Source organism: Peribacillus sp. N1 (genome assembly GCF_054600815.1).
Genome location: NZ_BAAHZO010000005.1, coordinates 353,549 through 367,494, shown reverse-complemented (window position 1 = coordinate 367,494; position 13,946 = coordinate 353,549). Strand labels below are relative to the sequence as shown.

Annotated in this window: 13 protein-coding genes; 11 read left to right on the top strand and 2 right to left on the bottom strand. The window is 42.4% G+C overall.

Features of this window, described 5'->3' with window-relative positions:
• Positions 1-3: 3 nt before the first annotated feature.
• The 6 genes from ACYP5M_RS20285 to ACYP5M_RS20260 all read left to right on the top strand — a co-directional run bounded on the left by ACYP5M_RS20285 (position 4) and on the right by ACYP5M_RS20260 (position 5,878).
• A complete protein-coding gene (locus ACYP5M_RS20285; protein WP_459735449.1) occupies positions 4-1,008 on the top strand; it encodes a FecCD family ABC transporter permease in 1,005 nt (334 codons plus the stop codon).
• Positions 1,005-2,018, top strand: coding sequence for a FecCD family ABC transporter permease (locus ACYP5M_RS20280; protein ID WP_434168696.1), 1,014 nt, complete (start codon positions 1,005-1,007; stop codon positions 2,016-2,018). The genes ACYP5M_RS20285 and ACYP5M_RS20280 overlap by 4 nt, the downstream gene beginning before the upstream one ends.
• A gap of 15 nt (positions 2,019-2,033) precedes the next feature.
• Positions 2,034-2,825 carry an ABC transporter ATP-binding protein gene (locus ACYP5M_RS20275; protein WP_459735448.1) on the top strand — a complete coding sequence of 264 codons (792 nt, stop codon included), beginning with the start codon at positions 2,034-2,036 and terminating at the stop codon, positions 2,823-2,825.
• A gap of 170 nt (positions 2,826-2,995) precedes the next feature.
• Positions 2,996-3,973, top strand: a complete 978-nt coding sequence (locus ACYP5M_RS20270; RefSeq protein ID WP_434168698.1) for a zinc-dependent alcohol dehydrogenase family protein — start codon at positions 2,996-2,998, stop codon at positions 3,971-3,973.
• Positions 3,974-4,162: 189 nt separating this feature from the next.
• The gene (locus tag ACYP5M_RS20265; protein ID WP_434168699.1) at positions 4,163-5,473 is read left to right on the top strand and encodes an amidohydrolase family protein; all 1,311 of its coding nucleotides are present in this window, start codon (positions 4,163-4,165) and stop codon (positions 5,471-5,473) included.
• A 138-nt stretch (positions 5,474-5,611) separates the two neighbouring features.
• Entirely contained in the window at positions 5,612-5,878 is a 267-nt protein-coding gene (locus ACYP5M_RS20260; protein ID WP_230177182.1) for a hypothetical protein, read from the top strand.
• 51 nt (positions 5,879-5,929) lie between these two features.
• On the opposite strand, the gene ACYP5M_RS20255 is transcribed toward ACYP5M_RS20260, so the two are convergent.
• Positions 5,930-6,883, bottom strand: coding sequence for a bile acid:sodium symporter family protein (locus ACYP5M_RS20255; RefSeq protein WP_101224343.1), 954 nt, complete (start codon positions 6,881-6,883; stop codon positions 5,930-5,932).
• Between the two features lie 278 nt (positions 6,884-7,161).
• On the opposite strand from ACYP5M_RS20255, the gene ACYP5M_RS20250 reads away from it, so the two are divergent.
• The 4 genes from ACYP5M_RS20250 (at position 7,162) to cobT (ending at position 10,375) form a co-directional block, all read left to right on the top strand.
• The gene (locus ACYP5M_RS20250; protein WP_434168700.1) at positions 7,162-7,578 is read left to right on the top strand and encodes an RrF2 family transcriptional regulator; all 417 of its coding nucleotides are present in this window, start codon (positions 7,162-7,164) and stop codon (positions 7,576-7,578) included.
• 114 nt (positions 7,579-7,692) lie between these two features.
• Complete coding sequence (locus ACYP5M_RS20245) at positions 7,693-8,400, top strand: nitroreductase family protein (RefSeq protein ID WP_434168701.1); 708 nt, start codon at positions 7,693-7,695, stop codon at positions 8,398-8,400.
• A gap of 251 nt (positions 8,401-8,651) precedes the next feature.
• Entirely contained in the window at positions 8,652-9,197 is a 546-nt protein-coding gene (gene lepB, locus ACYP5M_RS20240; RefSeq protein ID WP_434168702.1) for a signal peptidase I, read from the top strand.
• 131 nt (positions 9,198-9,328) lie between these two features.
• Positions 9,329-10,375 (top strand): nicotinate-nucleotide--dimethylbenzimidazole phosphoribosyltransferase, encoded by a 1,047-nt coding sequence (cobT, locus tag ACYP5M_RS20235; RefSeq protein WP_402940870.1) that lies wholly within the window; start codon positions 9,329-9,331, stop codon positions 10,373-10,375.
• Positions 10,376-10,462: 87 nt separating this feature from the next.
• Here cobT and ACYP5M_RS20230 read toward each other — a convergent pair whose 3' ends face one another.
• Entirely contained in the window at positions 10,463-11,863 is a 1,401-nt protein-coding gene (locus ACYP5M_RS20230; protein WP_397314251.1) for a sigma-54 interaction domain-containing protein, read from the bottom strand.
• Positions 11,864-12,107: 244 nt separating this feature from the next.
• Here ACYP5M_RS20230 and ACYP5M_RS20225 point away from each other — a divergent pair, with 244 nt between their 5' ends.
• Entirely contained in the window at positions 12,108-13,781 is a 1,674-nt protein-coding gene (locus ACYP5M_RS20225; protein WP_434168704.1) for an alpha-keto acid decarboxylase family protein, read from the top strand.
• The last annotated feature ends 165 nt before the right edge of the window (positions 13,782-13,946 follow it).

Genomic DNA, 13,946 nt, shown 5'->3' with positions numbered 1-13,946 from the left:
AAAATGGAAACTGTAGGTAGAAGTAAACTGAAAGTGTTATGTACGGCTATAGCTGGGATCGTTTTGTTAATTTTAGGTATCCTGACGAGTATTTCTGTGGGAGCGTCCGATATTGATGCATCAATGGTTTTGAAGTCCTTTTTTGAGGCCGACTCGTCCAAGGAACAGACTATTATAAGGACTCTTCGATTGCCACGAGCTTTAGTTGGAGCGTTGGTCGGTGCCAATTTAGCGGTAGCGGGTGCTCTCATGCAGGCTATTACCCGGAATTCATTAGCTTCTCCACAAGTGTTTGGTGTTAATGCCGGTGCCTCATTTTTTATTGTGTCAGTTTTTGTTTTCTTTCCTAACCTTTCTTCCGTGTCTCTAGTTTGCGTTGCATTCATTGGTGCAGCAGTGGGAGGGATGGCAGTCTATTCTTTTGCTTCGGGGGGAGGAATGACCCAAGTGAAGCTGGCATTGGCTGGAATGGCTGTTCACTTTTTTTTATCTTCCTTAACGCAAGGCATGATCATCTTTAATGAACAAGCGAAAGATGTGCTCTATTGGTTAGTCGGGTCTATTAATGGAAAAACATGGGCTCACGTGAACATGATCCTTCCTTGGTCTCTTTTCGGGCTGCTTGTTGCTGCCATGTTCTCTCGATCTGTTTCGATCCTTGTCTTAGGAGAAAATATGGCGCAGGGACTTGGGCAGCGGGTGCATCGAATCCGTATTTTAGCAGGAATATTGGTGATCATTTTGGCAGGATCTTCGGTTGCCGTCGCAGGCCCAGTGGGATTTGTGGGATTGATCATTCCTCATATCGTCAGGAGGCTGGTGGGCGGGGATTATCGAAGGATCATCCCTTTTTCTGCATTATTCGGCGCTTTACTCTTAGTTTACGCAGATATTCTCGCACGTTTCATCGCTTATCCTTTTGAGTCGCCGGTAGGCATCGTAACCGCTATGATCGGTGCGCCATTCTTCCTTTATTTAGCTAAGAAAGGGAGGAATATTAAGCAATGAAACTAAAACGGACATTTGGGTTGAAATCAACTTTGCCCCCGTATTCTATTATCCTGTTGCTGACGGTTACCGTGCTGATTTTAGCAATGGTGAGCCTGGGCTTAGGGGCCATTTATATTTCACCTTTAGAAATTCTCCAAAATTTCCTTGGAAATGGCATGCAAAGTCAGACATTCATTTTGCACAACTATCGCATACCGCGCATTCTAATTGCCGTGATAGTGGGGGCCGGATTGGCAACGGCCGGAGCCATTCTGCAAGGAGTCCTTCGAAATCCGCTGGCTTCTCCAGATGTGATTGGGGTAACAAAAGGGGCCGGATTGGCAGCAGTTATCGTCATTGTTTTATTTCCGCAATCGCCCATTATCGTACTGCCTCTTTCAGCTTTTATCGGCGCTGCGGTCATGGCGGCCATTTTGATGATATTTGTTTATAAAAAAGGAGCTCAACCAAATACGATAGCTTTGGTCGGAATCGCTTTAGGGGCCATATGTCAAGCTGGCATAGAGTATTTCATGGTCAAGTTCCCGGATGATGTAAACACGACACTGCTGTGGTTGACTGGCAGTCTATGGGGAAGAGGATGGGATCAAGTATTCATTTTGCTTCCATGTCTTGTGCTTGTACCTGTATTGATTGCATTGACGTCTAAAATGGATGTACTGAGTCTTGGAGACGATATAGCTACAGGTCTCGGTGAAAGATCAAAATCACTGCGTTATATATTGTTAAGTGTTTCTGTCATATTAATCGGAGTCTGTGTAGCAGCGGTTGGTTCGATCGGGTTCATTGGTTTAATTGCCCCCCATATTGCACGGAGGATGGTAGGGTCAAAATTCAAGGTATTACTTCCTGCTTCAGCTATTTTCGGTTCTATCTTTCTCCTCGTTGCCGATAGTCTTGGAAGAGGATTATTCCCTCCAATAGAAATACCCGCCGGAATCATCACTGCGGTGATTGGTGTACCATATTTTTTATATCTATTACGCCGTGAACGAAAAATAACATAAGGAAGGCTGAATATCATGACAACATTATCAGCAGAGCATCTTTCTCTCTCTTATGGATCAACTCAAATTATTGAAAATATTGATTTAGAAATTCCCGAAGGCAAGATCAGTATAATCATTGGCTCCAATGGCTGTGGCAAATCAACCATTCTGAGGTCTCTAGCTAGATTATTGATGCCTCAGCAAGGCACGATCTATTTAGATGGAAAAGCAATTCATCAGCAGTCTTCCAAGGAAGTGGCGAAGAAATTGGCCATCTTACCCCAAGCTCCGGAAGCTCCGGAAGATATAACCGTTAAAGAACTATGCTATTATGGCAGGCATCCGCACAAGGGCTTATTTTCTAGACAAACCCAGGAAGATCATAGGATTGTCGACCGTGCATTATCAGCAACAAAAATGACGGAGTTTGCTGATCGGACATTGGATGCATTATCTGGAGGACAAAGGCAAAGGGCATGGATTTCGATGGCTTTAGTACAAGAAACCGACCTTTTACTGTTAGATGAACCGACAACCTATCTCGACTTAGCGCACCAAATTGAAATATTGGAATTACTGCGCGATTTAAACGTAACTTATGGACGTACGATAGTCATGGTTCTGCATGATTTGAATCAAGCGGCACAGTATGCCGATCACCTGATTAGCATTAAGAAGGGAAAAATCTATAAAGAGGGACCTCCTGAAACAGTATTCACAAAAGAGATGATCAAGGACGTCTTCAGACTGGAATGCTGTATTATTGAAAATCCAGTAGATCAAACGCCCCTATGCATTCCAATTGGTTTATCTAAAGAGTATTAGAAAAACTAACGACGATCGTGCCGGATGGAATAACGAATTACAGAAGTCAACATATTCATTGTTGGCTTTTTTGCTTATTTACGATGTTGAGAGGGATAGTTAAGATATTTTAGATCAAGAGTATAAATGATAGAATAGATAGACATATATATTAAAGGAGACTTAGTATCTTGGAAGCCAAATGTGTTAAATTCTATGAGTTTGGGAATCCGGAAAAGGTTTTAAAAGTTGAAAATAAACTTATTCAAAAACCTTTAAACGGGGAAGTCCTCGTTCGGATGACCACACGTCCCGTTAACCCGTCTGACTTGCTGCCCATTCGCGGTGCATATTCTCACCGAATTCCCTTGCCTTCCATACCTGGTTATGAAGGGGTCGGCATTGTCGAAGAGGTGGGTGCTTCGGTTTCGAAAGAACTGATAGGCAAGCGTGTTCTGCCTTTGCGCGGTGAAGGGACCTGGCAGGATTATGTTAAAACATCTGCGGAGCTGGCCATCGTCATTCCAGATTCACTTGAGGACCATATAGCAGCGCAATTATATATAAACCCGATAACCGCATGGCTAATCTGTACAGAAGTATTAACATTGAAACCGGATGATGTTTTACTAGTAAATGCCTGCGGATCTTCCATTGGCCGCATCTTTGCCCAGTTATCCAGAATTCTTGGATTTAAGCTGATTGCTGTAACGAGAAACAATAAGTATACGGAAGAACTGCTTAAACTTGGTGCTTCATATGTGATCGATACGTCACGATCATCATTGCATGATACAGTGATGGAAATGACGGATGGGCGCGGAGCGAAAGCGGCCATAGATTCAGTGGGCGGCATCGATGGCTCAGAACTCGCTTTTTGCGTTCGGCCAAATGGCACCTTATTAACGATTGGCCTTTTATCGGGACAGCCTGTGAATTGGGCAAAAATTTCCGAAAGGACAAAAGTGAATGTTAAAATGTTTCATCTTCGGCATTGGAATCAGCAGGCTTCCGTTCAAACCTGGCATGAAACGTTTAATCTTTTGATGGGGTTCATCGCTGATAAAAGGGTGAAATTCATGATGCCGGATTCCTACTATGGTCTTCAAGATGTGAAAGAAGCCATGATTGTCACAGGCAATAGAGGGAAGATATTTTTAAGCAATTGATTTTGCAATAGGCATCCACTATGTGGTGGTAATTGAAGAAGCATTCATCTTGGAGCACTTCCAATAGGTTCCTAAGGTAAATGGAAATGTCCCTTGATAATATGGAATTACTTGATTACATGTAAGGTGCTAGTTTAGAATGCGGAATAGAACATGTTAATACATGTGAAGACTTTGGAGGAAATACTTATGAAAACAATATATGTGAATGCTACATTTTTTACTATGGACAAGGAAAATCAAATCTTTGAAAACGGCATGATGATTGTACAAGATCATACCATATCCTACATCGGCCAGCATGATGAACAACAATTGGCAGATGCAGATCAAGTGGTCAACCTTGGCGGGAAATGGATTATGCCAGGCCTTGTGAATGCCCATTCGCATATTGTAATGACCCTTTTACGCGGTATCGGGGACGATATGCTGCTGAAGCCATGGCTTGAAACGAAAATATGGCCGATCGAAAGCCAGTTTACAACGGAAATCGCCTCTGTAAGTTCACAGCTTGGCATCATGGAAATGATGAAATCAGGAACCACGACATTTTCGGATATGTTTAATCCTAATGGAATAGATGCGGGTGCTGTCATGGAGACGATAGGCGAAACAGGAATGCGGGGAGCCTTTTCCTACACGATCTTCAGCTTGGGTACGGAAAAAGATCAAAAGGCGAACCTCATGGGAGCTGAGCAGTTTTCAAAAAACTATAAAACGTTTGCCGATGGCCGCCTGACTACAATGGTCGCACCACATAGCCCATATGCCTGCACACCTGAAGCGATTATGGAAAGTGCACGGATTGCAAAAGATAATGATTTGATGGTGCACATTCACGTATCGGAAACGGACTTTGAAATCCTCGACATCGAAAAACGTTACGGATCCCGTCCTGTCGAGCACCTTCGCCGTCTAGGGCTGTTCGATCAGCCTACCGTGATGGCACATGGAGTGGTTCTCAATGATGAAGAGCGGGCAATCCTAAAACAGCATGATGTTCGCGTTGCCCATAATCCAATCAGTAACCTAAAGCTCGGATCTGGAATAGCAGATGTCGTCAGCCTTCTTGATGCAGGCATTAAAGTGGGGGTGGCAACAGATGGCGTTGCCTCCAATAACAACTTTGATATGTTCGAAGAAATGAGGACAGCTGCATTACTGCAAAAAGGAATGTATAAGGATGCTACTAAATTCCCTGCCCAAACGGCACTCGCCATGGCCACAAGAATGGGTGCCGAAGCAGTAGGAATGGGTCATACAGGATCACTGGAAGCTGGTAAAAAAGCAGATTTCATCACCATTTACCCATATGACAAAGAACATCTTCAGCCATTGAGTGAAGCCTATTCGCACCTGCTTTATGCAGCACGCGGAAATGATGTATGTGATGTATACATTGATGGCAAAAACGTCGTGAAAGATGGCCGCTGCTTAACGATCGATGAAGAAAAAGTAATCGCCGAAACAAATCGTCTGCAAGGTACCTTATCACGATAATGCAGATGTGAGAACAAAAAAAGGAGCTGCCATTTGCAGCTCCTTTTTTATGGATTAAGTTAAGCGACGAAAATTGGTTGTAGGTCAATTAATCTGGTTGCACGTCGGAATAAATTTGTAGGGGATAATTCGTGTCAAATGGCATTCAAAAAAATTTACCGCCAGTATTGTAGAATAAATAGATCTCAACACTTAGAAACCCGTCGTGAGTCCAGTTTCTTGGAAATATGGAAACAAAGGAAGCCGATAAAAAATATTAATAAGAAAATAGGTATGGCAAAAACGGTAAAAAACGAAAAGACGAAAAAAATGCTGCTGACCGCAAATATTAACCAACTGGTAATCAGCAAGCAGCTGGATAAAAAATCTTTGACAGCATGGATCATGAATTTCACCACCGTATGAAGATTTATGTAATGATTATACACTATCTTCCAATCATGTTGTTTCGACGGCTCACCCTTCATTCACATCACGATGGAAATGCCTTTCCATGACATAGCCAAAAAAGGAGGCAAGCATTTGTTGAAACAGCATCCCAAGTACAACGGGTACCGCGACGGCAGCAGGGAAATAGGCGGTTGCAAGAACGGCTCCCGCACTGATGTTTCGCATGCCACCTGTAAATGTCAAAGTGATGATATCCGCCTTATCCCATCTTAAATATGCCCCGACCATCCAAGAAATGGCATACCCAGAAGCAGCTATGAACAAAACCAAGAAGGCCATGATCATTAATTTCTTATCGAAATGGGTTAAGTAAGGCGCGATTTTTGAACTGTTCAATATGACTACGATTCCAACGCTTATCTTGGAAAATGGAGCTAAGCGGGGGGATAGTGTATATTGTATCTTCCCTTTTGTAGCTTGATTCAAGAACATGGCAAGCATGGAGGGAAGAACGACCATACCGATTAATCCTTTCACCATCGAACCTAAATCCATTTCGATCGAACCGCCTCCAAAAAGGGATACACTGTATGGAACGATGAATGGCGAGAGTAGGGTGTCGATCAAGATGATCGTTAGGGCAAGTACGGCATTCCCATTATAAATGGATACCCAGATCATACTGGTGACACCGGTTGGAATCACTACAGCCAGGACTAGGCCGGTTATCGTGAAAGCATCACCATGGAACACTAAATGGCCGAGTCCAAAAGCCCAAACAGGCATAAGCATATGAAGGATGATCAATACGATGAAAACAGGTAAAGGGTGGGTGACTGCCTGTTTAAGAGATTCAAAGTTGGAGCCTAAACTTCCGGAAAAGGTAATGAAGGCAAATATCCATGGGACAAGAAAGGTGTAATCCATTAGATGTTCGGCCAATAATACCCCAATAACCACGCTTATCGGCGTGATAAGGGGCATAATTTTATCCATTTGTTCATTTATTGTTTTCAGCATGATTCATCCACTTCCTGAGTAAAGTAAATTCTATTAAGTAAGTTTACCATATTCCTAAAAATATAATTTGTAAGACAAGCAATTTGTCTATTTGTTTTTTGGATTTTTAAAAAAGATTACTATCACTGCCCTGGAACTCGCATCGTTCCAAAAGGGCTTCAAGCTTTCCCCGACGAGGGAGGGTTCATTAAAAAGAAGAGGTTTTAGGCAGGATTGTTCGATGCATCGTTGTATATTCATTGAAAAATAGTTTAAAGTAGAGGAGAGAGGTGAAAGAAATGTCAGAAAAGGTTTCCAGTATTATGTGGTTTAGTCTTGCCGTACAAGCCCTGCTTGTTCTTGCTGATCATGATGGATTATGTAATAGTAATAAATTGGCCGTTAAGCTTGATTCGGAGTCAGGTTTTCTTAGAAAAATATTAAGTAATTTAGTGAAGGCCGGGCTGATTCAAGCGAAGGAGGGCAGGGATGGGGGATATTCACTTGCCAAAAATCCCGAACAAATCATTCTTGCAGACATATACTCTGCAATTAAATCGGAACCTTTCTCAAAAGGTTTTCTTGATGTGAATGATAAAAAATGCTTTCATCCATCTTCTAGAGAAGCGTTATGCGGTTTAAAAAACGAGATGGAGAGCTGGATTATACACGGCTTGGAACAAAAGACGATTGCTGACTTACTATCAAAATCTTAATGTAAAAAACGAAACTGACAAGGTTTCGTTTTTCTTAAACTGTATTTAATACAGGAACAGTATGCATTATATACTGTTCCTGTATTAAATACAGTTAAATGGAGGTCATTATAAATGACAAAAAATATAATGAGTAAAGAAGAGTACCTAAATAAATCGAAAGAATTGAATATACCGGTTGAAAAGCCCAAAGTCCTTAATGATACGGATTTCATTACGGTAGCAAATGAACGGAGATCTGTTCGCCAGTACGATCCTGAATACGTGATGACTGAAGAAGAAATTCGTGAAATTCTGGAAATTGCGATTCAAGCACCATCTTCTTCCAACTTGCAGCCATGGAGATTCCTTGTGATTCAAGATAAGCAAACCCAGCAAGAATTGCTTCCCATCGCAAATAACCAACAACAAATCGTCGACGCATCTGCTGTCATTGCCGTTTTAGCTGATATTGAAGGTTACAAAAATGCAGAGCGGATTTATGGTGAATTAGTCAATAAAGGGATCATGAAGAATGAAATCAAAGAGCCATATGTAGCCTCTATTCTGCATAATTACGGAAACTTTTCTGCTGAAAAGGCTTTAAGTGTAGCCATGATTGACGGTGGCTTGGTTTCCATGCAGATCATGTTGGCTGCAAAAGCAAAAGGATACGATACAGTACCAATGGGAGGCTTTGATGAAGCCAAATTTGTCGATGCATTCAATGTACCGGAAAACTTCAAGCCTGTCATGTTAATTTCCATTGGAAAAGGAACTAAAGCAGGGTTTGAAAAAGTTCGTTTGCCACTCGATACTATATTGACTTGGAATAAATACTGAGGAAAAAACGTAGTAAGAGGATAGCTGAAATTTGCTATCCTTTTTTTCATGGTTTGAGATTGGCATTGAAAATGATTTAATCTCGCAAGCGATAAATGGATATGTTACAATTTTTCCATATATTTCTTTGGAAAGTCACCTCGAAAGTCCCCGACCGCAAAAGGATATTTAAGGGGATAAACAGAGCTAAAGAATTGCGCTGAAAGCCAATAATTGGTTTAGCCGTTCACAATGGATGGGAGGGAGTCCTTATGAAGAATATGAAAAGTGAAGTGTTTTCGTGGTTGAAAGCCATTTTATTCGCTTTAATGATCGTGTTCATTTGCCAACAGTTTTTATTTACGCCAGTCACAGTAAAAGGTGAATCAATGGAGCCGACTTATGAGAATGATGACCGGATCGTGGTAGCTAAAATCGGAAAGCCGGAGCGCTTCGATATGGTTGTATTTTATGCTCCGGACGCTGAAGAGAATTATATAAAAAGGGTGATCGGTTTACCAGGTGACAGTGTCGAAATGAAAGATGATGTCTTATATATCAATGGGAAAAAGTATAAGGAACCATATTTGAAAACAAAAAAAGGGGAAATTCCTCCTGAAGAGAATCTGACGGAGAATTTCAGCCTGAGTGATTTACTTGGGAAATCCAAGGTACCTGCGGGTCATTTATTTGTCATGGGGGATAATCGGAGGAACAGTTGGGATGGAAGAAGATTTGGTTTTATTTCTGAAGAATCACTTGTGGGCAAAGTGAAATTTCGTATCTACCCACTTAATGAAATGGGAGTGCCGAAGTGAATTGAACACAGTAAGTACAAGTGAAAGCTTAGAGGATAATTATGTGGACTAAGTTGTATTTATAGCAGATGATGGATAAGAACCTTTTCCTGTGGTTAAGGTTTTTCATTTTGGATTGTGGGGGTATTAATATGACGAATGGGTTAGCTGCCATCTCCATCCCGATGCTGGATGAAGAAATGGGACGGCAGGTTAAAGGACATGTCGATTCGCTGACGGTTCCTAAGGGAAGCTTAGGCCGGCTTGAAGAATGGATAATCGAACTGGCCAAGATGACAGGAGAGGCATTTCCGGACATTTCGAAACCGGGGGTTATCGTGTTTGCGGCCGACCATGGAATTACGGAAGAAGGGGTTTCGGCTTATCCAAAAGAAGTGACGGAACAAATGGCTCTCAACTTCCTGAATGACGGTGCCGCAATCAATGTATTAAGCCGGGCGATAGACGCTTACTTGGATATTGTCGATATAGGGATCGATGCAGATATCGAGGCACCAGGGTTAACTTCGAGAAAAGTCCGCAATGGAACTAGAAACTTTTATAAGGAAGAGGCGATGACAAAGGAAGAAGTAATTCAAGCGCTTGAAATTGGATATGAGCGTGCAGAGAAAATGATTGCCCATGGTGTGAACTGCCTGATTCTTGGTGAAATGGGAATCGGAAATACGACATCCAGTACCGCCATCATCTCCATCGTAAGCGGGAAAAGCGTCGAATCACTAGTGGGGCAGGGAACAGGATTGAATTCAGAAGGCATTTTACATAAGCGAAGAATAATTGAGGAAGCGATTTCATTAAGAAATCCCAATCCTGATGATCCAATCAACATTTTGATGAATATCGGTGGATTCGAAATTGCAGGTATGGCAGGGGCCATGCTTGCTGCAGCGAATAACCGTATACCGATTCTTGTTGATGGTTTCATTACAACCACGGCTGCTGTATTGGCAAACCTGATTTCCGGACGTGCAGTCGATTATATGTTTGTTGGACATCGATCTGCAGAACCTGGTCATAGAACGGCCATTGAACTGCTTGGCAAGGAGCCGATCCTCGACCTGGGAATGAGAATCGGGGAAGGAACAGGGGCTGCCCTGTCATACCCCATCCTTAAGGCAGCGACATTGGTCATTAAAGAAATGGCAACATTTGAATCTGCAGGCGTGTCAAATAAATAAGAAACAGGAGACCTTCGATACGCTGGTCTCCTATTTATACAGGTTAAAAAGGTGGATACTGCATTGAAATATACACTCATCCCGCTGTTACTTAATGGGCAGGTGTTCTTTATATTTCTTCATTTTCCTGACGACGGAAGGCTGGCTGATTCCTAAGAATTTAGCCATTTCATATGTGGACTTGCATTGTTTACTCGCTTTCATCATCATCCATTTTTCGACTTGTTCGAGGGCGGTATTGAGATCACTATCATCAACCATCATATTGTCGATCATTAGGGTATCATCTATTTTCTCCAAAGATTCTTGTCCATGGAAATGGGAGGGGAGAAAGCCTGGGAAAATGATGGAGTCTTCCGAGGTCAAAATGAGCCGTTCAATCAGGTTTTCCAATTCACGAACGTTTCCTGACCATTTATGCTGAATCAGTATTTCATAAGTGGAAGGGTGCAACTTCTTATCTGTCTTGTATTTCTTGTTGATAATTTCGAGATTATGATTGATTAAGATGGCAATGTCTTCTTTTCTTTCGCGTAATGGAGGTATTTGGATCGGAATCACATTTAAGCGGTAATACAAATCTAGCCTGAATGTTCCCTTTTCCACCATTTCTTCAAGGTTTTGATTGGTTGCAGTCACAAGCCGAAAATCTATCCTATACTCTTTTTTCCCGCCCACTCTTTTAAAGGTCTTCTCTTGCAGGACATTTAATAATTTCACTTGCATATCCAGGGGAAGCTCCCCGATTTCATCCAGAAATAAGGTTCCGTTATCTGCTTGTTCCACCAGCCCCTGCTTCCCCTGCTTCTGCGCACCGGTGAAAGATCCCGCTTCATATCCAAACATTTCGGATTCAAAGAGACTTTCTGGGATGGTACTGCAGTTGACTTCGATGAATGGCTCTTTGCTGCGGTAACTCTGATTGTGCAGCCGCCGGGCAAATACGCTTTTTCCCACACCGGATTCCCCAAGAAGCATGACTGTCGCATCCGTTTTGGAAACACGGTGTATCGTTTTGGCGATTTGCCGCATTTCCTTACTGCGATAGATCAGCTCCTCCTGTTCCCTAAGTTCCTCGACCTCCGATTGGTATTCTTGAATCTTTTTCTCCAATTGACCGTACTGATCCTGGAGGTTCCTTATTTCAGTTTGATCTTGGGCATAGCTGACGACACGAATCAATTCACCATCCTCATCAAAGATGGGGTAGGCAGTCGACATGACGATTTTTCCCGTCTTCGTTTGCTGCATGATCTGGACAGGTGTTTTCTCTTTCAATACCATGGCGGAAATCGACGGTGAAAGGATTCCTTCCGTTTCGAGCTGGTAAACGGATTTCCCAAGATAATGTTCTGGTTCGATTCCATATATCCACCAATGGTTAGGATTCGTGAATAAAATGAATCCTTTTTCATCGGTCACGGTAATATTGTTATTGGAAGTGTTGATGATGCATTCCAAAACTCTTTTAACATTGTTATCACTCATCATTTTCCCCCTTATCCACTTTCCAGTGATTCAAATATAAATCAAAATCAGAGGTGAATCAAGAATTTTCAGATATTTTGATTTGGAATTGAATCATTTATGAAAGCATGCCTGCGATAATCTCACTCACTTCATACATCAAAGCTACAACTAGAGTAATAGAGTAGCGAACTGCCTTACTTACGGTTAACCTACATATGTTTGGGTATAAATAAAGTATAGAGTATTCGATTTGAAGGAGTGATTGACTTTGAACAGAACCTTGGGACAATTTTTATACGACTGCTTAAAAGCGGAAGGCATTACAGAGATTTTTGGTGTGCCTGGAGACTATAATTTCTCATTGCTAGATACTTTGGAAGATTACGATGGGATTGAGTTTATTAATGGACGAAATGAACTCAATGCTGGATATGCAGCGGACGCTTATGCCCGGGTGAAGGGCATGTCGGCACTGATCACCACATTTGGTGTCGGTGAAATGAGCGCATGTAATGCAATCGCTGGTGCGTACAGTGAAAATGTGCCGCTCATACATATTGTCGGCTCGCCAAAGTCCATGATGCAACAGGAGAAGGAGCTTGCCCATCATACGTTAATGGACGGAGATTTTGATGTTTTCCGTAAGGTTTATGAGCATATCACCGGTTATACGGCGATCCTTACACCGGAAAACGCGGCTAGGGAGATACCGGCTGCAATCCGAATTGCGAAAGAAAAGAAAAAGCCGGTTTATTTGGTAGTGGCTATCGATCTCGTTGAAAAACCGTTGATTTCCCACAGTGAGGCTTATGAGAATGCGGCCAAACCGAATGTCGATGCGTTGCAGTCAGCAGTAAAGCATATAAAGGGTATGTTAGAACATGTAAATAAAGCGGTTCTGCTTGTCGACGTAAAAACACTTCGCTATAACTTGCAGAAACCTGTACTTCAGCTCGCTGAGAGATTAAATGTTCCGGTTGCTTCATTAATGCAGGGGAAAAGCGGGTTTGATGAGAGCCACCCCCAGTATATTGGTGTATACGGTGGAGCTTTCGGAAGTAAGGATGTAACTCAGACTGTTGAAGAAGCGGATTTCATCATAGCCGTTGGTGCTGTTTGGTCAGACGTCAATACTTCCAAAGGTACAGCAAAGCTTAACCCGTTGAAAATGGTGGAAATTCAACCTGACACTTTAAAAGTGGGGGAAGCCAGTTATATGAATGTCATGGCGGAGGAAATTCTAAGTGCGCTCCAGGACATTGGCTACCGGCAGAACGAATCTGTCGGAAACATCTCGTTTCCGTATGACACAATGGTGGAAGACCCGTCAGCACCACTGAAAGCGGCTTCCTATTATCCTCGAATTCAGAAAATGTTGAAGGAAAATGACATTGTGGTCACGGAAACAGGAACATTCTCTTATGGCATGTCACAGGTCAGATTGCCGAAAGGGGCGACCTATATTGCTCAGGGAGGCTGGCAAAGCATCGGTTATGCGACGCCCGCAGCTTTCGGAGCTTGTATAGCGGATAGAAACCGGCGTGTTCTTTTGTTTACCGGGGACGGCTCGATTCAGCTGACAGTACAGGAAATAAGCTCGATGCTGGAGAACGGCTGCAAGCCCATCGTGTTCATCCTCAACAATAACGGCTATACGATTGAAAAATTCTTAAACGTAAAAGTCGATATAGAAAAACAGAAATACAACGAAATACCAGAGTGGGATTATACAAAACTGGCAGAAGCGTTTGGTCAAGAGGCATTTACAGCAAGAGTCGAGACTAATGGTGAACTGGATGATGCCATTACAAATGCTCAGGACATGAACGCCGATAAACTTTGCCTTATAGAGCTGGTCGTGAAAGATCAAATGGATGCACCGGATTATTTGAAAAAAATAAGGCAGTACCTTGAAGAGCAAGAGAAACTAAAGTAATTCATGTACGAAATTCCCTCACTCCTGATTAAAACACTAGAATATATACTTTATGTTTTGTTTATGAACCTCACTAGATAGAAGAATTATGCGACACTCCTGCCGAATAACTGCTGGCCGAGACACTACAGGCGCTTGCTTTGAGGTAGCTTGGCAGACAGCCGG